This window comes from Leucobacter chromiireducens subsp. chromiireducens (genome assembly GCF_016758255.1).
GTDB lineage: Bacteria > Actinomycetota > Actinomycetes > Actinomycetales > Microbacteriaceae > Leucobacter > Leucobacter chromiireducens.
This window is the reverse complement of the sequence record NZ_QYAD01000003.1, coordinates 264,996-286,185: the sequence shown is the minus strand read 5'-3', so window position 1 is coordinate 286,185 and position 21,190 is coordinate 264,996. Positions and strand designations below refer to the sequence as shown.

15 protein-coding genes and 3 tRNA genes are annotated in these 21,190 nt (G+C 66.4%); 15 read left to right on the top strand and 3 right to left on the bottom strand.

Annotation, left to right across the window (positions count from 1 at the left end; all coding sequences use genetic code 11):
- Positions 1–15 precede the first annotated feature (15 nt).
- Positions 16–1,500 (top strand): sodium:solute symporter family protein, encoded by a 1,485-nt coding sequence (locus tag D3226_RS10055; protein WP_202382404.1) that lies wholly within the window; start codon positions 16–18, stop codon positions 1,498–1,500.
- A gap of 186 nt (positions 1,501–1,686) precedes the next feature.
- Positions 1,687–3,018, top strand: a complete 1,332-nt coding sequence (locus tag D3226_RS10050) for a DegT/DnrJ/EryC1/StrS family aminotransferase (protein WP_202382403.1) — start codon at positions 1,687–1,689, stop codon at positions 3,016–3,018.
- 5 nt (positions 3,019–3,023) lie between these two features.
- Here D3226_RS10050 and D3226_RS10045 read toward each other — a convergent pair whose 3' ends face one another.
- Positions 3,024–3,818: an HAD-IIA family hydrolase gene (locus D3226_RS10045; protein WP_202382402.1), complete on the bottom strand. Its 795-nt coding sequence runs from the start codon at positions 3,816–3,818 to the stop codon at positions 3,024–3,026.
- A gap of 166 nt (positions 3,819–3,984) precedes the next feature.
- Between D3226_RS10045 and pgm the strand changes: the two genes are divergently transcribed.
- The 4 genes from pgm to D3226_RS10025 all read left to right on the top strand — a co-directional run bounded on the left by pgm (position 3,985) and on the right by D3226_RS10025 (position 8,442).
- Positions 3,985–5,625 carry a phosphoglucomutase (alpha-D-glucose-1,6-bisphosphate-dependent) gene (pgm, locus tag D3226_RS10040; protein ID WP_202382401.1) on the top strand — a complete coding sequence of 547 codons (1,641 nt, stop codon included), beginning with the start codon at positions 3,985–3,987 and terminating at the stop codon, positions 5,623–5,625.
- A 69-nt stretch (positions 5,626–5,694) separates the two neighbouring features.
- On the top strand, positions 5,695–6,654 hold the full coding sequence (gene pheA, locus D3226_RS10035) for a prephenate dehydratase (RefSeq protein WP_202382400.1): 960 nt from the start codon (positions 5,695–5,697) through the stop codon (positions 6,652–6,654).
- Positions 6,655–6,859: 205 nt separating this feature from the next.
- Entirely contained in the window at positions 6,860–7,237 is a 378-nt protein-coding gene (locus D3226_RS10030) for a PadR family transcriptional regulator (RefSeq protein WP_202382399.1), read from the top strand.
- Positions 7,234–8,442, top strand: coding sequence for a hypothetical protein (locus D3226_RS10025; RefSeq protein WP_202382398.1), 1,209 nt, complete (start codon positions 7,234–7,236; stop codon positions 8,440–8,442). Before D3226_RS10030 ends, D3226_RS10025 begins: the two co-directional genes overlap by 4 nt.
- 30 nt (positions 8,443–8,472) lie before the next feature.
- On the opposite strand, the gene D3226_RS10020 is transcribed toward D3226_RS10025, so the two are convergent.
- Positions 8,473–9,471, bottom strand: coding sequence for a diacylglycerol/lipid kinase family protein (locus D3226_RS10020; protein WP_202382397.1), 999 nt, complete (start codon positions 9,469–9,471; stop codon positions 8,473–8,475).
- 59 nt (positions 9,472–9,530) lie between these two features.
- Between D3226_RS10020 and serS the strand changes: the two genes are divergently transcribed.
- The 3 genes from serS (at position 9,531) to D3226_RS10005 (ending at position 11,820) form a co-directional block, all read left to right on the top strand.
- Complete coding sequence (gene serS, locus D3226_RS10015; protein WP_202382396.1) at positions 9,531–10,811, top strand: serine--tRNA ligase; 1,281 nt, start codon at positions 9,531–9,533, stop codon at positions 10,809–10,811.
- Entirely contained in the window at positions 10,808–11,686 is an 879-nt protein-coding gene (locus D3226_RS10010) for an HAD family hydrolase (RefSeq protein WP_202382395.1), read from the top strand. The genes serS and D3226_RS10010 overlap by 4 nt, the downstream gene beginning before the upstream one ends.
- A gap of 46 nt (positions 11,687–11,732) precedes the next feature.
- Positions 11,733–11,820, top strand: a tRNA-Ser gene (locus tag D3226_RS10005).
- 55 nt (positions 11,821–11,875) lie between these two features.
- Here the strand turns inward: D3226_RS10005 and D3226_RS10000 are convergent.
- Positions 11,876–12,349: a hypothetical protein gene (locus tag D3226_RS10000; protein WP_337248967.1), complete on the bottom strand. Its 474-nt coding sequence runs from the start codon at positions 12,347–12,349 to the stop codon at positions 11,876–11,878.
- A gap of 123 nt (positions 12,350–12,472) precedes the next feature.
- Between D3226_RS10000 and D3226_RS09995 the strand changes: the two genes are divergently transcribed.
- The 6 genes from D3226_RS09995 (at position 12,473) to D3226_RS09970 (ending at position 21,183) form a co-directional block, all read left to right on the top strand.
- Positions 12,473–12,544 (top strand) — tRNA-Thr (locus D3226_RS09995).
- A 36-nt stretch (positions 12,545–12,580) separates the two neighbouring features.
- Positions 12,581–12,654 (top strand) — tRNA-Met (locus tag D3226_RS09990).
- 125 nt (positions 12,655–12,779) lie between these two features.
- On the top strand, positions 12,780–14,543 hold the full coding sequence (locus tag D3226_RS09985) for a sigma-70 family RNA polymerase sigma factor (RefSeq protein ID WP_202382394.1): 1,764 nt from the start codon (positions 12,780–12,782) through the stop codon (positions 14,541–14,543).
- An 87-nt stretch (positions 14,544–14,630) separates the two neighbouring features.
- Positions 14,631–18,485 carry an MSCRAMM family protein gene (locus D3226_RS09980; RefSeq protein ID WP_202382393.1) on the top strand — a complete coding sequence of 1,285 codons (3,855 nt, stop codon included), beginning with the start codon at positions 14,631–14,633 and terminating at the stop codon, positions 18,483–18,485.
- A gap of 91 nt (positions 18,486–18,576) precedes the next feature.
- Positions 18,577–20,124, top strand: coding sequence for a SpaH/EbpB family LPXTG-anchored major pilin (locus D3226_RS09975; RefSeq protein ID WP_202382392.1), 1,548 nt, complete (start codon positions 18,577–18,579; stop codon positions 20,122–20,124).
- 99 nt (positions 20,125–20,223) lie between these two features.
- On the top strand, positions 20,224–21,183 hold the full coding sequence (locus D3226_RS09970; RefSeq protein WP_237462675.1) for a class C sortase: 960 nt from the start codon (positions 20,224–20,226) through the stop codon (positions 21,181–21,183).
- Positions 21,184–21,190: the final 7 nt, after the last annotated feature.

Here is a 21,190-nt window from a genome sequence, read left to right as displayed (position 1 = left end):
GGGGAGAATCTCATCATGACAGTTATCGACTGGGTCATTGTTGCCTGCTACCTCGTGATCATTGTGCTCATCGGGCTCGCGGGTTTGAAGAAGGTGAAGACCGGCCGCGACTTCGCGGTTGCCGGATCGTCGCTGCCCGTAGGCATCGTCACCGCCACCCTCGCGGCGAGCTATATTGGCGGATCGTTCGCCATCGGCGCGGCAGGAGCGACGTTCCGTGAGGGATACACCTATTTCTTTGCGCTGCTCGGATTCCCGCTCGCCACGATTGCGGTCGGTATTTGGGTGGCGCCGCGTCTCCGCCGATACGCGGCGGAGACCGTGGGCGATGTGATGGAGCATCACTACGGTGTCGTCGCTCGTGTGTTCACCGGCCTGATCTCCATGGTGGTGTGCGCGGCAATTCTCGGAGCGCAGATCCGTGCGCTGGGCACCATCCTCGAGGTATTTACCGGGATTGACTTCACGATCGGCGCGATTGTCCTCACGCTGATCGTGATCGTCTACTCAACGGCGGGCGGTCTGTGGTCCGATGTGCGCGCCGACGTGATCCACTTCGCGGTGCTCGCGGTCGCGATCCCGGTCGCGATTCTGGTCGCGATTCGCGCGGTGGGAACACCCGCAGAGATCGTGGCAAGCGTGCCGCCGGAGTTCTTCACCGTCACGGGCGACAAGTCTCTGGGCTTCTTCATCAGCCTCTTCATCGGCTTCGTGTTTGGTGAGACTCTCATCCAGCCGTACTCGCAGCGAGCGTTCGCAGGCGCGAACACGAAGACGGTACGCAAGGCATTTATCTACGCCGGAATCTTCGGCATCGTGTTCCTCTTCACGACCTCGTCCGGCGGCATTCTTGCACGCGCTCTCGACCCGACGATTCCTTCTGACGCAGCGATGCCAGAGCTGATCAACCGTGTGATCCCCGCAGGATTCACCGGGCTGCTCGTCGCGGGATTCATCGCGATCATCATGTCGAGCGCATCCTCGTTCCTGAACTCCACCACGGTCGTCGTAGTGCGTGACCTCTGGACGCTCGGCGGGCGCCGCAAGATCGAGGATCACACACGGCTCCGTTTCCAGCGGGTGATGAACCTCATCATCGGTGTGGTCGCACTCATCGTGGGGCTGTCGTTCCCCAACATCATTGACATCCTCATGGTGTACTTCTCGACCTGGGCGCCTACGGTCATCGTGCCGTTGCTGCTTGGCGTTCTCTTCGACATCCGCCACCGCCTGGCTGGACCGATCGCGATGGTCGCGGGTCTGCTCGCAACCTGGCTGTGGAACGGCCCGCTTGGCGAACCATTCGGCATCCTCGGCCTCGCGGTCGGCCTCGTGACGAACCTCATCGTGTTCTTCGTCGTGGTCGCGGCCACCCCGAAGAAGGGTATGGAACCGCACGGTTTCGACATCGTGGCACCCAACACCCAGGCCGTTGAAACCGTGTGGGACGAGACGAGCGGAGTCAGCGATGACGCCGCACCAGCAACGAAGGAGGGATAGAGCATGTACGGAGTGATCTTGTACGGCGGCGTAATTCTCGCCATCATCGTCGGCCTCGCCGTGACGGCAATGGGCTTGCCGCCCACGCTGCGCGACCTGCGCGATGCGTTTAAGGGCAAGTAAACATCCCATGCGCCAGAGCGGCGCAGGCACCCCTATTCACACCAACCGAAGGTGAGTGACGTCATGAGCGCTCTGCTTGATACTCCGCTGATCCCCTGGGGATCCCCGGCAGCGCAGCGACGAACCGCGCAGTTGCTGAAAGCCAACCAGCAGCAGGACGCGGCCACGGTCACTGCAGCGGTGCATGCCGCGCAGAACGCTCAGCTCGACATTGGTGGTGCACGCGGGCTCAACTTGTACGCGGGGAGCAACGTGCTGTCTCCCCGCGTACGGGCTGCGCACGAATCGGATCTGGCTCCACGGCCGGCGCTCGGCTGGCCGGGCGAGAAAATACAGCCGGCCCTCGAACACGTTGAAGAGCTTGAGGTTATTGCTGCCCAACAGCTGCGCCGCGCGTTCAGCGCGAAGTTCGCTGATGGCCGTTTCGTGACTGCGACCCTTGCGAACCTTGCTGCCTACGCGGCTTTCACGGAACCTGGCGACACGATCGCGACACTGTCGCCCAGCGCGGGGAGCCATGCCAGCCACCTGGCTGCCGGAACCGCTGGGGTGCGCGGCCTTCGAGGAAGCTATCTGCCGAGCAACCCGCATACAGGGGATATCGATGCAGCGGAGCTCGACGCGTTCGTAGTGGCGAGGCGGCCGCGAATCATCTTGGTGGGCGGCAGCGTCATTCAGTTCGCCACCCAGATCGCGCCGCTGCGTGATGCTGCGGACCGCGTTGGGGCAATACTGATCTTTGACGCGTCGCACGTGGCGGGGCTGATCGCTGCGGGAGCCTTCCCGAATCCGCTCGACGAGGGCGTTGACCTGCTCACGTTCTCCACGTATAAGACGCTTGCCGGGCCCGCGGGTGGCGCGGTCGCGACGAACAGCGCCGAGGTTGCTGAACGGTTGAGCGATGCGCTCTACCCGATGCTTTCCTCAAACTACGATCCTGCCCGGCTCGGGCCACTCGCCATCGCAACGGCTGAGGCAGTGGAACAACGTCCGGCTTGGGCGCAACGAACGATTGAGCTCGCAGTTGCGCTGGGGGAGCGACTGGCTGCGCACGGCATGAGCGTGCAGGCAATTGAGCGCGGGGTGACCGCAACCCACCAGGTAGTCGTGGACGTCGCTGCTTTCGGCGGCGGCACCGCGGCAATGCGAACGCTTGAATCAGGTGGCGTGTACGTGGGAGCGTGCCGGTTGGTCGGGCAGGCCTCCGATGCCCCGCCGCAGGGCATCCGCATCGGAACACAGGAGATTGTGCGGCTGGGTGCAGGGTTCGAACATGCGGAACCGATTGCGCAGCAGATCGCCGCGCTGCTCCGCGGCGACGCCGGAACAGAAGAGGTCAGCCGAGCGTTGCGCCGCAGTTTTGGCGCGGACCTCTGGGGTAGGCCTGCACCGTGAACGCGCTAGCGAGGGAGCAGCTCCGCGACCGAGCCGAGCACCTCGTCCGGACGGAACGGGAAGCGCTCAATCTCTGCGCGATCCGAGATCCCGGTCATCACGAGCACGGTGTGGAGGCCCGCCTCCATGCCCGCGACCACGTCGGTGTCCATGCGGTCGCCGATCATGCCCGTGTTGTGCGAGTGCGCGCCAATCTTGTTGAGCGCAGAGCGGAACATCATGGGGTTCGGCTTTCCCACGACGTAGGGCTCCATGCCCGTCGCCTTCGTGATCAGCGCGTTGATCGCGCCGGTGGCGGGCAGCGGGCCCTCGGGGCTCGGCCCGGTGGCGTCCGGGTTCGTCGAGATGAAGCGCGCACCGCGGCTGATCAGGCGGATCGCCTTCGTGATCGCCTCGAACGAGTAGTTGCGGGTTTCGCCCACCACCACGAAGTCGGGATCAGACTCGGTCATCACGTACCCTGCGTCGTGCAGCGCGGTGAGGATGCCGGCCTCGCCAATGACGAACGCCGAGCCGCCGGGCTTCTGCTGCTTCAGGAACGCCGCGGTGGCGAGCGCGCTCGTCCAGATCCGCTCCTCCGGCACATCGATGCCTGACGAGGCGAGGCGCGCGCTGAGATCGCGCGCGGTGAAGATCGAGTTGTTCGTGAGCACGAGGTAGGGCATTTCCTCCTCGCGCCAGTGCTCGAGCAACTCGGCGGCACCGGGGATCGCGCGGTTTTCGTGAACCAGCACCCCATCCATGTCGGTGAGCCAGCATTCGATGTCGTCTCGGCGGGGGTGGACCACACTCTCGATCATGGCTTCAGGATAGCCCGGCCCCATGAACGTCCGGTAAAGCCCACACCACGCCCACCCACAGATCGGGGTCACTTCGGCACTGTGTTGCGGACCCGCCCACCCGCAACACGGTGCCGAAGTGACCCCGAATCGGAGGGGGAGGGTGGTGGGGTGGCACACTGGGGGGATGCACGAACGCGCCGGCACCATCGCCCGTACCGAAGACCTCGTCGACGTCGAGGCGCTGCTCCAGGCCTACGTCGACACCACGCCCGATCTCACGAATCCCGCGCAGCGCGTCGTGTTTGGCACCTCGGGTCACCGCGGCTCGGCGTTCTCCGGCGCATTTACTGACGCGCACATCGCGGCGATCAGCGCTTCGATCGCCGAGTATCGAGCCGCCCAGGGCATCACCGGCCCCCTCTTCATCGGGGCGGACACCCACCCGCTCTCGATTCCCGCCGAGCGCACCGCGGTCGAGGTGCTGCTTGCTGCGGGCGTGGACGTGCGCCCCTCCGCGGGCGAGGGCGACGCCTGGTTCGTGCCCACCCCGGCGCTCAGCCACGCGATCCTTGCCTACAACCGCGGGCGAGACGCGGACGACCCTGCCCGCGCCGACGGCATCGTTGTCACCCCGAGCCACAACCCGCCAGCCGACGGCGGCTTCAAGTACAACCCGCCGCACGGCGGTCCCGCCGACAGCGACGCAACCAACTGGATCGCGGCGCGCGCCAACGAACTGCTTGAGCGCGGGATCGCGGCGATCTCGCGTGCGGATGCCGACACCGTTGCTGCGGCACCGCGCTTCGACTTCCTCGCCGGCTACGTTGGCGCCCTTGCGGAGGTGATTGACCTCGCGGCCATCCGTGACGCGGGCGTGGCCTCCGCAGCGCACCCGCTCGGCGGCGCAAGCGTTGCCTACTGGGACGCGATTCGGGATCAGCACGCCCTGAACCTCACGGTGCTGGGGCCGGGCGTGGACCCGCAGTGGGGGTTCATGCACCTCGACTGGGACGGCAAGATTCGCATGGACCCGTCCTCCGCGCACGTGATGAGCACGGTGGACGAGTTCCGTGACGAGTTCTCGCTGATCACGGGCAATGACGCGGACGCGGATCGCCACGGCATCGTGACCGCAGACGGTCTGATGAACCCCAACCACTTCCTGGCGGTCGCGATCGACTACCTGCTCACCCATCGACCCGAGTGGTCGGCCGCGGCGGGCATCGGGAAGACGCTCGTGTCCTCCGGCATGATCGACCGGGTGGTCGCGGGCCACGGCCGTACGCTCCTCGAGGTGCCGGTCGGCTTCAAGTGGTTTGTGCCTGGCCTCTTCGACGGCACGGTGGTGTTCGGCGGCGAGGAGAGTGCGGGAGCCTCATTCCAGCGCTTCGACGGCACCGCGTGGAGCACCGATAAGGACGGCATTCTGCTCGCGCTGCTCGCCGCAGAGATTCAGGCGGTCACGGGGCAGTCGCCCTCCGAGCGGTACCGTGCGCTCGTCGCGCAGTATGGCGAGCCCGCCTACGCGCGCATCGATGCCGCCGCGACGCCCGCCCAGAAGGCGACCCTCGGCGCGCTCGCACCGAGCGATGTGACCGACACCGAGCTCGCAGGCGATCCCATCACGGCGATCCTCACGCGCGCACCGGGGAACGACGCGGCGATCGGCGGGCTCAAAGTGCAGACGGACCACGCTTGGTTCGCCGCGCGCCCCTCGGGCACCGAGGACGTCATGAAGATCTACGCAGAGTCGTTCCGTGGGCCTGAGCATCTCGCGCTCGTGCAGCAGGCGGCCCAGGCGCTCGTCGCCCGCGTACTCGACTAGCTGAGCTTCCAGGCTTGCGCCCCGAAGGCACGTGCCAACCGGGGCGCGCCGGGCGATACTCTAGGGACCATGTCTGAGACCACCGCCCCCGCCCGCCGTTACTCCTACCTGGGGCCGGCCGGGACGTTTACGGAGGCGGCGCTCAAGCAAGCTCCCGAGGCGGCCGGCCAGGAGTGGCACCCGGTTGACAACCTGGGCGAGGCGCTCGGCGATGTGGTGTCGGGGCGCAGCGACGCCGCGATGATCGCCATCGAGAACTCGATCGACGGCGGCGTGACCGTGGCGCAGGATCTCCTCGCGACGATCCCGGGCCTGCGCATTGTGGGGGAGTACCTCGTGCCCGTGCGCTTCGTGCTCGTGGCAAAGCCGGGCACGCGCCTCGAAGACGTGAGCGTGGTGTCGGGCCATCCGGTGGCCTACGGTCAGTGCCGCACCTGGCTCGACACGAACGCGCCGCAGCACCGCCACTTGATTGCCACGTCGAATGTGCAGGCCGCCGCCGATCTGTTCGACCCCGAGAAGGGGATCGACGCGGCGATTGCCCCGCCCGGCATTGAGGCGCACTACGACGTTGAGGTGCTCGCGGAGGGCATTGCGGATAACCCGGATGCGGTGACGCGGTTCGTGATGGTCAGCCGCACGGTGCCCGTGGGGGAGCCGACGGGGGCCGACAAGACCTCCCTCATCATCGAACTGCCGGACGACCGCTCGGGCGCGCTGCTTGACCTGCTCGAACAGTTCGCCACCCGCGGGGTCAACCTCACGCTCCTCGCCTCGCGGCCGATCGGCGATCGAATGGGGCGCTACCGTTTCGTGATCGACGCGGAGGGGCACGTGAAGGACGCGCGCGTGGCTGACGCACTGCTCGGTGTGAAGCGTTTCAGCCCGAAAGTGGTGTTCCTCGGCTCGTATCCGCGCGCGGATCGCATCGCGGCAACCACCCGCGCGGCGCACGATGATGATTCGTTCCGGGATGCTCGAGACTGGCTGCGCGGCGTGATCGAGGGCACCGCCGACGGCGAGGCGTAGCGCCAGCGCCGCTGCCTGAGCGGCCGCGTTCTCGGCGGCTGACGTTCCGCTGCGCCGGAGAAGTCTTCTTGACACCGCACTATTGTGTAATGCACACTAGTGCGGACGCGGGAAGTCAAGCACGGCCACGATCCCACGCAGTTTCTTGATGGGGATCGCGGCCGTGCCACAGTCCTCCCGTGCGCGGCTCAGGAAAGGAACACGGATGGACGCGACTCAGCTCCTGAAGGGAGTGCTCGACGCTGCGGTGCTTGCCGTCGTGCAGCGCGAGGACGGCTACGGCTACGACGTGGTGCGGCGCCTGCGCGACGCGGGTCTTGCCGAGGTGGGCGACGCCTCCGTGTACGGCACCCTGCGTCGGCTGTACGCTGCCGGTGCGCTCTCCACCTACGTGGTGCCCTCCGAGGGCGGCCCGCACCGCAAGTACTACAGCATCACCCCAGCTGGGCAGGAGCTGCTTGCCGAGCAGCGGGCCGGCTGGAACCGCTTCGCCGGGACACTGACCCGGCTCATCGCAGACGATTCGCACGCCGTTGCGGCCGCGGGGACCACCCCCGCCGCGCAGGAAGGAGCACGCGCATGAACACCGCATCGCGCACCCCCGAGGGCCACGCCCCCGAGAGCCGCACCCCCGAAGACTGGAACGCCACCACCCCGCTCCCGGGTGCAGAGCCGACCGCCGGGCTGGGATTCGGGCAGGGCGCAGCCGGCAGCCGCGAGGCCCGCGCTCGCACCTTTGTGGCCGCCGTGCGTTCGCAGCTCGCCGACCTCGGTCCAGAAGAGGTTGACGAGCTGACTGACGGGCTCGCCGCCGATCTCACGGATCGGCTGGGCGAGGATCCCGCGCTGGGTGACCCCGTAAAGTACGCCGCCGAGCTGCGTCAGGCCGCGGGGCTCCCACAGCGGGCCTCGCGCTCAGACGCGCGTCACAGCGTGGCGGAGAGCTGGGCCGCGCTTGTCCGCGGCTGGCACGCCTGGTGGGCTGGCACGCCCGCGCGGGTCGCCGTGCGCGATTTCGCGCTCGCCCTCCGCCCCCTGTGGTGGGTGGCGCGTGGTGGGGCGCTCGCCGCGGTGCTGTGCATGCTGGTGGGGATCCCGAGCCTTGCGGTGTGGGCACTCGTCTCCGTGGCCACGGTGATCGTTAGTGTGCAGTGGGGGCGTGGTCGATGGGCGCCCGACGGCTGGGGCGTGTGGCTGCGCCGCGTCGCGAGCGCGGTGTCCGTGCTGGCGATTGTGCTGCTCTCGCCCGCGGCCCTCGGTCTGCTCCGAGGCTCCACGACGCCGTACGTGGAGGAACCCGACATGCAGACCAGCTGGGGGCTCACGAGCAACGGCACCGAGATCTCGAACATCTTTGCGTACGACTGCGCGGGGCAGCCCCTCGACGGCGTGCAGCTCTTCGCGCAGGATGGGACCCCGCTCCACACAGGCGCAGGCGATCCCCGTGATGCCGACTGGCTTCCCGCCTCCGGCGCGGATCCCGAGACCGGGGAACTCCTCGACTACCGCCGCAACGCGGTCGCCACGATGCCCGATGAATGGAACGTATTCCCGCTAAGAGAAGCGCGCGTTCTTGACGGTGTATACCCGGATCCTGACGCGACGGGCGAGGCCTCGGTTCTCCCGTACGAGCGCGTGCCGAGCCTTGGCAACTGCGATGCCCTGGCAGGCTCGGCGGCGGACACCGAAACGAAGGAACCCAAAGCGAATGATGCTGAAACTCAGGGCGCCGACGCGAAGAGTGCCGACGCAAAGGGTGCTGAAGCGACGCCCAACAGCGAGGGCTGATCCCGCGCTCCGCTCCCGGGGTGGTGGGCGCTAGGCCTGCGCCTTCCACTCCGGGAGCACGCGGACGATGAGCGCGCCCGGGTCGACCACGCCGCTCACCGCGAGTGCGAGCCCGAAGTCATCGCCGTCAAGCTGCACGGGCTCCGGCTTCGACACCGACAGCGCGTAGCGGCGCACTTGCGAGTAGTTCACCGACCTCCTGTCATGCACGAGGTCGATGATCCGACGCCCGGTCTGCGTCTTCCGGAGCACGCCGTTCTCCCAGCCGATCTTGTTCCAGATGCGCAGCCACGAGAACGCGCCGAGTGGGCGCAGCGCCACGATGTCGAGCATGCCGTCGTCGAGCTTCGCGTCGGGGATGAGGAGCACGCCGCCCGGCATGAGCCCGCAATTGCCGATCATCACGGTGTACACGGAGAGTGGCTTCAGCGGCGAGTTGTCGATCGAATAGTGAATCTGCAGCGGGCCGTCGCGCAGCATCGTGCGTACCCCCGCATCCACGTAGGCGAGCCACCCCAGCCGCTTCTTGAGCGTCGCGCGGGTCGCAGAGATCGCCCGTGCATCAAGGCCCATGCCGGCGAGCACGAGGAAGAGGTGTTCGTCCTCGCTCTCGTCCTCCCGCGTGATCGTGAGAATGCCCACGTCCACCGCGCGGTTGTTCCCCGTGAACGCGGCCCGCACCGCCTCGTCGATCCGGTTCAGTGGCACCCCAAGGTTGCGGGCCAGCAGGTTCCCCGTGCCCTGCGGAATGATGACGATCGGGATCCCGGTGCCCCGCAGCGCCTCAGACACCGCGCGGATCGTGCCGTCGCCCCCGCTCGCGAGCACCACGCTCGCTCCGTTCGCGATTGCTCGCCGGGTCGCACCCACGCCCGCGTCGTGCGCTTCGGTCTCGTGCCACTGCGTGGGGGACCAGCCGAGTCGGCGCTCCTGCACCATCACGGCCGAGCGCAGCGCTGCGATGTCGGTCTTCAGCGGGTGGTACACAACAGCCGCGCTCGGCTGATGCCGCTCCGGGGTGGCGATCATGGGACAAGCGTAGTCCCCGGGCCGCCATCGCCCAGCTCAGCACAGGTAAGCTGGGCGATGTGATCGATCCAGTACTCCTCCGCACTGATCCTGAGGCCGTCAAGCGTTCGCAGCGCGCGCGTGGAAACAGCGAGGCGGTGGTCGACGAAGCGCTCGCCGCAGACGCGTCCCGCCGCGCAGCGCTCACCGAGTTCGAGTCGCTCCGCGCTGAGCAGAACGAGTTCGGCAAGCAAGTGAAGGCCGCCTCCAAGGAGGACAAGCCCGCACTTATCGCCCGCGCGCAGGAGCTTGCCGCCGCGGTAAAGGCCGCCGACGCGCGCGCCAAGGCCGCCGAGGCTGAATTCTCCGCAATCTCGATGCGCATCGAGAACCTCGTGATTGACGGCGTGCCAGCTGGCGGCGAGGAGAACTTCGTCACGCTGCGCGAGGTGGGCGTGAAGCCCGAGTTCGATTTCCCCGCGCGCGACCACCTGGAGCTCGGCGAGATGCTCGGCGCGATCGACATGGAGCGCGGCGCGAAGGTCTCGGGTGCCCGCTTCTACTTCCTGCGTGGGGTGGGTGCACGCCTCGAGCTGGCACTCATGAACCTCGCGCTGGATCGCGCGCTGTCGCACGGCTTCACGCCGCTCATCACGCCGACGCTTGTGAAGCCTGAGGTCATGCGTGGCACCGGCTTCCTCGGTGAGCACGCGGACGAGGTGTACCACCTGCCCGCGGACGACCTGTTCCTCACGGGCACGAGCGAGGTTGCCCTCGCCGGGTACCACTCGGACGAGATCATCGACCTTGCCGCTGGTCCGATGCGCTACGCCGGCTGGTCGACCTGCTACCGCCGCGAGGCCGGCTCGCACGGCAAGGACACCCGCGGCATCCTCCGCGTGCACCAGTTCAACAAGCTCGAAATGTTCGTGTACGCCGATCCGGCCGACGCCGAGGCAGAGCACGATCGCCTGGTCGCGTGGCAGGAGGAGATGCTCCAGTCGCTCGGTCTGCACTACCGCGTGATCGACGTCGCGGCGGGCGATCTCGGCTCGAGCGCGGCGCGGAAGTTCGACATCGAGGCGTGGGTGCCGACGCAGGACGCGTACCGCGAGCTCACCTCGACGAGTAACTGCACCACGTACCAGTCGCGCCGTCTGGCCACCCGCTTCCGCACCGAGAGCGGCAAGACCGCCCCGGTCGCGACGCTGAACGGTACGCTCGCGACCACCCGCTGGCTCGTCGCGATTCTCGAGACGCACCAGCAGGCTGACGGCAGCGTGACGGTGCCCGAGGCGCTGCGCCCCTACCTCGGCGGCCTTGAGGTGCTGACCCCGATGGGTGAGGGATACACACGATGACCACTCCCTCGCTGCAGGCCGTGTCCGCCGCTGAGCGGCATCTCATCGCACTCGACCTGGACGGGACTGTGCTGAGCCACGGTTTCGGTGAGGGCGCGGGCGACGATCCCAACGGTGGTCGCATCGATCCGGATCTTGCCGCCGCCATTCGCGCGCTCGAGGCGGCGGGGCACGAGGTCGTGATCGCCACGGGGCGCTCGGTCGATGCGACGTTGCCCATCGTTGAGCGGCTCGGCATCCGCCCGCAGTGGGTGGTTGCGGCGAACGGTGCCGTCACGCTGAAGCGTGATGCGCTCGCCCCGCGCGCGTACCGACGCGAGATGGTCGAGGCCTTTGATCCGAGCGACGCGCTGCAGAAGATCCGCACGCAGCTGGTCACGGCCCGCTTCGCGGTCGAGCTCGCCGATGGTGGTTTCCTCTACACCGAGCAGATCCCAACCGGTACGCTCCCCGCGGAGCAGCGCCAGGTGACGTTTGACGAGCTGCTGGGGGTGCAGGCCTCCCGCGTGGTCGTCGTGTCCCCGGACCACCGGCTCGAGGAGTTCGTGGGCGCCGTGCGCACGCTGGGGCTCACGCACGTCTCGTATGCCGTGGGCACGACGTCGTGGCTCGACATTGCGCCCGACGGCGTGACGAAGGCGAGCGCGCTCGAGGTGGTGCGTGAGCGCGTGGGTATCGACGCGTCGCGGGTGTTCGCCGCGGGCGACGGCCGCAACGACATCGACATGCTCACCTGGGCGTCGCGCCGCGGCGACGGGGTAGCGATGGGGCAGGCGGTTCCTGAGGTGCAGAAGGTCGCGGCGCGCGTCACGGGCACCATCGAGGAGAATGGCCTGCTCACAGCGCTGCAGCAGCGTTTCCCCGGCCTGGTCTGATCCTGCGCGTCGCTCGACACCCCCGCCGTTTGCTAGGCTCGTCGGTGGAGGGTTGTCCGAGCGGCCGAAGGAACTTGTCTTGAAAACAAGCAGGCGGTAACCCCGTCTCAGGGGTTCAAATCCCCTACCCTCCGCTCAGCAAAAAGCCCCCTACTCCGGTAGGGGGCTTTTTCGTGGCTTGTCGAGGTGTTAGCCGAGAGGGTGCGGCACCATGCCGCCCTCGTCGATCTCGTCCTCTTCGGGCTTGGGATCGCGGGCGTCGGCGTACGCGAAGCCGAGCGCGGCGATGGCGAGTGCGAACGCGATGATCCCGAGCGGGTTGCAGAGCGCGATCGACATCTCCGCGGAGAACGCGGATCCGGACGCGAGGCTGAGGATCGACTCGAGCTTGCCGTCCGCCAGATCGGGCACGGTGAGGCCGAAGCCGATCGCGCAGACCCACGCGAGGATCAGCGAGACGATCGTGCTGCGTCCGGTGCGCTTGCCGCGCGCACGGGTGATGGTGAGGCGGCGCGCGAGCCAGAGCTGCAGAGCCGCGAAGGTGAGGCCAATCGCCGGCACGTACCACCAGGAGAGGGTGCCGCCAATGCCAAACACCCACCGCCCGAGCGACATCCACAGGGCCAGGATGATTCCGACGATGGCAACGACGCGGCTGTTCACGCGCTCCTCTTTCTGTTGTAATTCTGCGCCGACATGCCCGGCGCGCACGTACTAGCCAAGCAGATTTCGCATCGGGATGCGAAAGGTGTTATTCTCAAACGGTTGTCGCCGCAAGGTGGCTTCGCCCCGATAGCTCAGTGGTAGAGCACTTCCATGGTAAGGAAGGGGTCCCCAGTTCAATCCTGGGTCGGGGCTCTGACTCTCTGGCTCGCACCTTGTGCGGGCCAGTTTGGCTGAGTAGCTCAGCTGGTTAGAGCGCACGACTCATAATCGTGAGGTCGCGGGATCGAGCCCCGCCTCAGCTACAGAGAGTCACAGTAAAACCCCCGGTTCGACCGGGGGTTTTGTTGTTTCGGGACGGTGCCCCGCGTGCGGCGGAGTCGGCGTCTCTCTGCTCACATGGGGCCGTCAAATGCTAAGCTCCGCAGCTGTGAACAGCACTCGCGATGACGAGGGCGAGGGGACGATCTCCGACGCCGTGCTCTGTGATGCGATTCGCGAGGGTGAGGCTTGGCCTCTTGCCGTGTTGTGGGAGAGGCATCACAGCGTCGCTCTGGCCTGGGCTCGAGGGAAAGACCCAGACCAGGCAGAAGACGCGGTCTCAGAGGCGTTTGACGCTGTGTACCGTCAGCTGCTCTCCGGGGGCGGGCCAACTGATGCATTTCGCGCGTACCTCTTCCGAACTGTTTCCCGGCAACTTTCCCGGGGCTGGACTGATTCCAGCAGAACGCTCGGCGTCGATGATTTCGATGAAGTGGTTGACGGGGCGATTCCCGCGGTTGGGCAATTGATCGCCGAACGTGAGGAGCAGGCCGCCGCCGCGGCCGCACTCGAAGACTTACCGTTGCGTTGGAAGCAGGTGATTCTCGAGGTCGACGTGGGAGGACGCTCGGTGCAGGAGGTTGCTGCGGAGCTCGACCTCTCTCCAAACTCGACCTCGGTGCTTCTGAAACGTGCGCGTGAGGGGCTGAAGAAATCGTGGCTCAAGCGCATGCACCCCACCCGCGATCTCTCGGGAGAGTGCGCAGCGTGCGTCGCCCAGTTCAGCGAGATCCGGTGGGGGAAGCGCAATGGCCGCAGCCGAGGCCAAGCCGAGAAACACCTTGAAGGTTGCCAGGCTTGTCGGTCCCGATGGAAGCGCTTTACTGAGCAGGCCGCTGTGATCGGCATGGTCAGTGCGGGTGTGATAGCGAGCAGTCCGAGCTGGCGGCGGCACGCGACGGCCACCACGGCGGTCGCGGCCGCGTCAATCGGCCTCGTGGCGGTGACTGCTGGGGTCGCGGCGCCCATGTTGTTGGCAGCGCCGGCGCATGCGCCCGCACCGCTGCCGGTCACAGCCGAGGCCGCACCAACTGAGCCGTACAGCACTGGTTCCGAGCGGGGAGAGAGTGCCGGAGCGGCGGCGGGGAAAGGCGCACCGGTGCTGCCGGGTGCCCCCGGATCTGGCGTGATCAGGCCCGGCGGGGAGACCGCCGAGTCCGGGGCACACGCGGAGGCTTCGCGGGTCACCGGGCTGGTACCCCAGGGGGCGGAGTTCGCGAACCAGGCTCACGTGAACGTCAACGATCTCGATCTCGATGGCGACGGGACCCCGGGTGCGCTCACTCAGGAGGTGTGGTCGCGTTGGGGTGAACTCCTCGCGGTGAAGACCGACGCAGCGGCTCCTGAGCTTGGGCTCGCCGGTGCGCGCTTCCGTTTGTGGGTGAGTGAGCTGCCGAGCAACTGCGTTGATGCGCCCGACCTCATCGAGGTCACGGCACCCGACGGGGGACCGTACGAGGTTGAGTCGGGGTCCGGAGGGCTCATCCGGGTGCCCGGTGTGTGGGTCGGAGACGACGAAAACGGTGGCGGCACGATGTCCAATGGACTGAGCCAGCGCTGTTACGTGCTTGAGGAAATCGAGGCGCCCGCGGGCTATGCGCTCCCAGATTCCGCCTCGGCGCGCACCGAGGTGATCGCCAGGTCCGTTCCAGATCCCGAGGATTCAGGCCCCGTGATGGTGCCGAACACGAAACTCGCAGGGGGCAGGCTTGCTCAGACCGGTGGAAGCTGGGCCGTCCTCGTAGGCGGGGGCCTAGCTCTCGCGGGCGCCGGGGCAGGATCCATCGTGATGATGCGTCAACGGCGTCGGAATCGTGTGTCAAACGCTGCTTCCACAACCGAAAAAGAATTTTTCACGAACCGCGTCACATAAGTTTCTCTTTCTGCTCTCTTCCCGTGAGAGGCAATCACCGAAATGATTGCACTGGGGTTTTTCATCAGTTTTCTTGGGGGAATGAACATGGCCGCAAAGCGGCGCGCCACAGGGCGCAAGAGTGTGCTGACGGGCATCGTTGCCGCGGTCATGTGCGCGTTGGTGCTGATCACCGGGGTGGGGACTCCAGCGATGGCGGCGGCCGACGATATCTCGGTGTCTATTCGGCCGGATCGCACGACGATCCTGTCGGGTGAGACCGTCTCGTTTGAGGTCTCCTTCCAGTGCGGCAGTACGAACAACGCGAGCTGTGACAACGGGCGCGTGGAGATGTCGATCCCGCTGGGTCAGCCGGATCAGCTGGAGTTCGAGGTCTCGAGCTACACAGCGGCAAAGATCGACGGTGTGGACTCGCCCGCGCGCATCGAGGGTACCGGTGCAGACCGGAAGATCGTCTGGGACCTTCCCGCGACGATGACCAGCGGGCAGTCGGGTACAGCGTCAGTTGTCTTGAAGACCCAGAACTACATCACGCCGAACGGCACAACGGTCACCCCGGTTGCGACATTCTTCGCGGGTCAGCGAAACGCTACTGCGACCTCAGTGCCGGTGACGATCACGTCTCAGCAGGACCTGAAACTCGTCAAGACAAAGTACGCCCCGTCGGATGTGCGCCCGTATGTTGGCAGCGACATTACCTATCTCATTCGCACGGGCTACGCCTCGCAGTGGAACGCAGCGGGCGGCTATGACTACTACGGCAACGTGTGCAACGTCAATGGACTCTGGGCGTTCCAGGGCCAGACGGTGGTTGATACCCTCCCGCCGGGCACTGTGTTCCGCAGCGCGAACGCTGGCGGCGTGTACGACCCAGCGAACCACACTGTGACCTGGCAACTTGGCGACTCCGTCAAGATGGACAATGGCCAGCCGAAGTGCGACGCTTCAACGTTCGCGAAGGAGCTGCTGGTCACCGTCAACTACCCTGAGGACACCTTTACCGACGGTGCGAACCGGGACGAGTGGTTTACGAACGACGCCACGACGACAGCGAAGCCCTGGTTGCGCGACACGCTGCTGCGGGCGAGCGATGACGTTGCAGTCCAGCTCCGGGTCGGTGCCGACGGCGAGTTCACGGTGCAGAAGGGCATCTCCTACACCGCGTCGAACGGCAACAGTCGCCAGTTCTGGCGCGGCGCTCAGTCAGCGTGGGGCGATTGGGTACGCGGATACCTTCACACGTTCAGTATTGAAGGCACGGGCAATGCGACGGGCACGTGGTCACTCGCGGATACGCTGCCTTGCGGATGGACTTCGCCGAGCGATCCTAACCGCACTGACTGCGCGACCCCGGCGTACACGGACATCGCGTTCGGCGCGAACGGCAGTATGTCAGAGCTGAAAGTTCACTGGACTACCAACAAGGGACGCACCGGCGTCTGCACGATCCCCGAGGGGTTCACCGCGGGCGACACCACCGTGCGCACTTGCGAGGGCCTTGAAAACTACGAAGCGATCCCGATGGGTTCGGGCGAGTGGATCACGAAGTTCACGCTCGACGAGAACCCGATGAAGGCGGGCACCAAGGGCAAGCTCTTCCTGTTCGGCACGGTGAGCACGGATATTCCGCTCGACAACTCGCAGGCGGTCGCCAACGGCGAGTACCAGCCTCACTTCTTTACGAACACGAGCACGGGCGCGACGACCCCCATGGTCGGCGTGACCCCGGCGTCGGAGCATCCCCTCTGGGTGACTATTGAGAACTGCACGAGCAACAACACGGTGCGTTGGAATGGTGGTCAGATGACCACGAACGGTGCGCTTGTCGATAGCGACCGCGAAGGCCGATGCGGCTACACCCGCATCGCCCGCGACATCGTCAACGTTTACGCGGAGAAGCGCGTCTACAACCCCGAAGTCGCCCTTACGGAGGGCCAGAAGAGCGCTCAGGCTGCGCTGCGCCCCGGCGATCCTGCCCGGGTGGAGGTTCTCACGGAGCGCGACGACTGGGACGGCCAGCGGTGGAGCGGGAAGCGGTACACCTTCACCCCAACCGTGACTGAGGTCTTGCCTGCCAACCTCGAGCTCGATACGAAGGATCCCGCACACCCCGTATACCTGAGCTTCACCGGGCAACCGGGGTCAGAAGCGCAGGTCATCGCGAAGCTCGGCGAGCCGCGATTCACCGTGAGCGATGTCGTTGTTGACGGCGTCACCCGTACGGAGGTCGTCATCGACTTCCCGAATGTCCCTGAAGGTGGCGCTCTCGCAATTGGTGAGCAGATCACCGTGGGCTTCGACGCTCGGGTGCGGGACAGCAGCCCCATGGCCACGACGAAGAACAACATCCTCGTGCAGGCAGCCGAGTCGGCTGATGGTTTCCTCGTCTGCGCGTCGCCCAGCCGTTACGCGGACTCCACGAACCTCGGTGGCGCAAACACCTGGGGCGATGTGAACTTCACCACCGGAGTGCAAGGCCCCGATGCGACGAGCGGGTGTCGTGCGGAGAAAATGTACTCCGTGCTCGAGGGCCCGAGTATGTCAGCGCTGAAGAGCGTTCAGGGCGCGAACGACACGGACTTCGTGCCCGCGCCAGGCATCGGCTCAACTGACCTCGGCGGTGCAGCGGACTACCGGATTGCAATTCGGAACAGCGGCAACGTTGACATGCGGAACTTCGTTGCCTACGATCTCCTGCCCCGCGTGGGCGATCACGGAGTGCGTCCCGGGGCGGACGCCCGTGGCTCGGAGTTCAACGTGTATGCGACCGGTCCTGTGACGGGGCTCCCCGCTGACGCGGTGGTGCAGTACTCGACCTCGGACAACCCGTGCCGGGGTGAGCTGGCTGGCAACGGCGGCGGCGCGCTCTCGAGCGCTCCCGCGGGGTGCACGAACGACTGGAACGCGGCTCTGCCGAGCGACTGGTCGAAGGTCACCGGGATCCGGATCGACTTCGGCGACCGCGTCTGGAAGCCGGGGGACGCCTTCACCGGAGTGTTCCCCGCGCAGGCAGACGGCGGAGACCTCACTGGGATCGCTTGGAACAACGTCGCGATCGCAGCGAACCGCAACTCCGATGGTTCGCCGGTTCTCCCGACTGAGGCTGCGAAGGTTGGGCTGCAGCTCGCCCCGGACCTCAGCTGGCGCAAGGTCGATGGCGCCAACACGCAGCACCTGCTCGCGGGCTCCGAGTGGACCCTTACCCCCGTGGTTCCCGCGGGTGGCACGATGCCCGCGGGCGTCTGGCCCCGCACGATCGCCGACTGCACCTCCGGCACGTGTTCTGGCGAAGACCGCGACGCCGCGCCCGGGCGCTTCACCCTGGCTGGCATCCCGTGGGGGAGCTACGACCTCGCGGAGACGAAGGCGCCGAACGGCTACGTCATCGCGAAGGATCCGATCCGCGTCGTGATCGGCCCGGGCAAGCTTGACCCCGCCACCTGGACCTACGAGCTCGGCGACGTGGTGAACTTCCTCCCCGGCGTCGACGTGAGCTGGGAGAAGGTCGACCCCGAGGGCGATCGGCTCGCGGGCTCCGCGTGGGAGCTCATCCCTGTCGACGAGGCCGGCGTCGCGATCCCGGGCGGCACGACGATCCCCGTGACGGACTGCGTCGCGGAGATCGCGGAAGACTGCGCGGGGCACGACACGGACCCGGTCGCGGGAAAGTTCCGGCTAACGAACATCCCGCCGGGGACTTATCACCTTGTCGAGACTCAAGCGCCAGCGGGCTTCGTGAAGCTCACCGATCCGGTCGCCGTGACTGTCGGCAGCGACGGCCCGGTCTCCGTCGGGCCGATCACCAACCACCAGGTCGCGGTTCCCGCGCTTCCGCTCACCGGCGGTCTCGGGTCATTCCTCTTCCTCCTCGGCGGCGGCGCCTTCCTCGCGCTCACCGCAGTTCTGGTCGCGCGATCCGTGCGCACCCGGAACGCGCACTGACTCAGCCAGACTCATACACTTTCGCGCCCCGCACTTCCGTGGCAGCGCGATCCCAACCTGCCGAACATCGGTAGCTCAGAAAGGAATACCCATGTCTCAGAACACTGCTCCCCGGGCCCTGCGCCGCGGGCTCGCAGCCACAGCGGCACTCGCCGTGGGTGCGCTGGGGTTGTTCGCCGGTGGTTCGGCCGCGTACGCGGAGAACATCGACACCACCGTCGACGGCTCGCTCACCGTGCATAAGTTCGAGAATCCAGGCGGCGGCACGATGAATCCGGACGGCACGGGCACCGCCCCCTCGTCCGCCCCCATCGATGGCGTCGTCTTCGAGTACTGCACGATCACAGGCATCGACCTCTTCGACGGCACCAATGCGGGCTGGGACACCGTCCGCGCGGTTACCGAGGCGCAGCTGGTTGGGGCCCGCACGGGAACCTCGCTCGGCTCGCACACGCTCTCGGGGTGCACCGAACTGCCCGCAACCGTCGGCGGTATTGCGCAGAGTGGGCGCATGCCTCTCGGTGCATATGTCGTGCGTGAGAAGTCTGCTCCCGCGAGCGTGACGAAGAAGTCCGAGCCGTTCATCGTGACCATCCCGACCCCTGGTATTAATCAGGGCGAGGGCGACGGCACCTGGGTGTACGACGTCAATCTGTACCCGAAGAACGATGTGGGCGACAAGCCGCACAAGACGATCCAGGACCAGCCGGTCAACGGCTACGTGCTCGGCTCGGAGGTCAGCTACTCGATTTCGCAGCAGGCTCCTGCGGTGACGGGTGACACGTACACGAAATTCACCATCACGGATACGCTCGACGCACGTCTGACCGGTTCGAAGGCGCCTATTGTTTCCGTGAACGGCACCCCGCTCGCGGCGGGCGACTACACCACTGAGTGGACCACCTCAGGTTCGCCCGTTCAGTCGACGCTGACCGTTCAGCTGACTGGCGCCCTGGCGACGCTTGTCGCGGGAGACATTGTGCAGGTCGATTTCAACGCCACCGTGACGGGACTGGGAAACGGTGAGATCGCCAACCAGGGGCTCGTCAACGTGAACGACCTGGACCTGGATGGCGACGGCAACCCCGGTACCCCCACCGAGCAGGTTTGGACCCGCTGGGGTCAGGTAAAGATGAAGAAGGTCGACGCCGACGCCACCGGTACCGGCCTCGCCGGCGCGAAATTCCGTGTGTGGATGAGCCAGAAAGCCTCGGACTGCCGCCTCGATACTGATCTTGTCGCTGTCAACGGCACCGATGGCAGCGAACTGGTTGCAACTTCGGGCGCTGACGGTTCGATTGTGATCCCTGGCCTCTGGATTGGTGATGACGAGCTGAAGGGTGGCACGATGAACAACGGTCTCACTGAGCGCTGCTATGTGCTCGAGGAGATCGCTGCGCCCAATGGGTTCGTCCTTCCGAAGGGAGACGACGCCAAGACCCAGGTCATTGTTGCCCCGGGTGAGGTCACCACCGTTCCCGTCAGCAATGAGATCCCCAACCGCCAGCAGGGCGTGCCCGAGCTGCCCCTGACGGGCGCGGCCGGCCAGACCCTGATGATCGCGGGCGGGCTGGCGCTCGCCGGCGTCGCGGTGGGCTCCGTGCTGATCGCACGCCGCCGCCAGCGCAGCGAGGCGTAACACAAAGCGGCGCGTTCGCGCCTTCCCTGGTTGAAGCGCGAGGCAAGCGTCCCCCACGCCCCTCGCGCTTCGACCTCACCTCTTCTCGAAGGAGTGCACATGAGTCGACACGCCGCACCGAGTCCGGATTCCCCTGCCGGGTTCGACGGCGCGCGCAGCGCTCCGCGAAAAGAGGACCGCCGCCCGGCCGACACCGCATTGCGGCGGCGCCGGCCGGGCGCGATGACCTGGGTCACCGTAGCATGTTGGCTGCTTGGCGTCAGCGTCATGCTGTACCCGAGCACAGCGTCCTGGTTCTCGCAGAAAAATCAGTCATCGCTGATTGGCGTGTACGACCGAGAAGTCGCAGACGCTAACCCCGATGCGGCAACACAGGTGCGAGATGCTCAGCGATACAACGAGGCACTTTCTTCCGGCGCCCTCGTCGCGGCGGGAGCAAATGTAGCCGTTGGTGCGGGTGAGACAACAGGCGAAGGTGGCGCCTACCGGCAACAGCTCGTCACCCCGAGCGGGGTGATGGCGCGCCTGCGCATCCCAACAATCGACCTCGACCTTCCGATCTTCCATGGCACTGATGAAGAGACGCTGCTTCGCGGACTCGGGCACCTTGAGGGCACCTCGTTGCCCGTTGGCGGCGAGAGCACTCGGTCGGTCATCACAGGCCACCGGGGGTTGGCGAGCTCGCGGATGTTTACCGATCTCGACCGTGTGAAGGCTGGGGATACGTTCACGCTGGAGACCTTCGGCGAGGTTGCCACCTACCGCGTGCGTGATGTGCTCGTCGTCGAGCCCGACCAGACTGAGACGTTGCATCAGGAAGCGGGGGAGGACCTGGTGACGCTCATCACTTGCACACCGCTCGGTGTGAACACTCATCGGATCTTGGTGACAGGAGAACGCGTACTGCCCACTCCGGATCCGGATCGAATTGCAGCGGGATCGGCTTCTGATGTGCCTGGGTTCCCGTGGTGGAGCCTCGCGCTTGGTGGGGCTGTTGTTCTTGCAGGCGGATACATTGGATGGACGACGCGTGGGGGTCGACAGCCAGCGGCAGCTTAGGGGACAA

What these genes read in the sequence shown, in the direction of transcription:
- D3226_RS10050 (WP_202382403.1), top strand. Translation starts at nt 1,687, where the DNA reads ATGAGCGCTCTGCTTGATACTCCGCTGATCCCCTGGGGATCCCCGGCA.
- D3226_RS10010 (WP_202382395.1), top strand. Translation starts at nt 10,808, where the DNA reads ATGACCACTCCCTCGCTGCAGGCCGTGTCCGCCGCTGAGCGGCATCTC.
- D3226_RS10055 (WP_202382404.1), top strand. Translation starts at nt 16, where the DNA reads ATGACAGTTATCGACTGGGTCATTGTTGCCTGCTACCTCGTGATCATT.
- D3226_RS10020 (WP_202382397.1), bottom strand. Translation starts at nt 9,471, where the DNA reads ATGATCGCCACCCCGGAGCGGCATCAGCCGAGCGCGGCTGTTGTGTAC.
- D3226_RS09980 (WP_202382393.1), top strand. Translation starts at nt 14,631, where the DNA reads ATGGCCGCAAAGCGGCGCGCCACAGGGCGCAAGAGTGTGCTGACGGGC.
- D3226_RS10025 (WP_202382398.1), top strand. Translation starts at nt 7,234, where the DNA reads ATGAACACCGCATCGCGCACCCCCGAGGGCCACGCCCCCGAGAGCCGC.
- D3226_RS10030 (WP_202382399.1), top strand. Translation starts at nt 6,860, where the DNA reads ATGGACGCGACTCAGCTCCTGAAGGGAGTGCTCGACGCTGCGGTGCTT.
- D3226_RS09970 (WP_237462675.1), top strand. Translation starts at nt 20,224, where the DNA reads ATGAGTCGACACGCCGCACCGAGTCCGGATTCCCCTGCCGGGTTCGAC.
- D3226_RS10045 (WP_202382402.1), bottom strand. Translation starts at nt 3,818, where the DNA reads ATGATCGAGAGTGTGGTCCACCCCCGCCGAGACGACATCGAATGCTGG.
- pgm (WP_202382401.1), top strand. Translation starts at nt 3,985, where the DNA reads ATGCACGAACGCGCCGGCACCATCGCCCGTACCGAAGACCTCGTCGAC.
- pheA (WP_202382400.1), top strand. Translation starts at nt 5,695, where the DNA reads ATGTCTGAGACCACCGCCCCCGCCCGCCGTTACTCCTACCTGGGGCCG.
- D3226_RS09975 (WP_202382392.1), top strand. Translation starts at nt 18,577, where the DNA reads ATGTCTCAGAACACTGCTCCCCGGGCCCTGCGCCGCGGGCTCGCAGCC.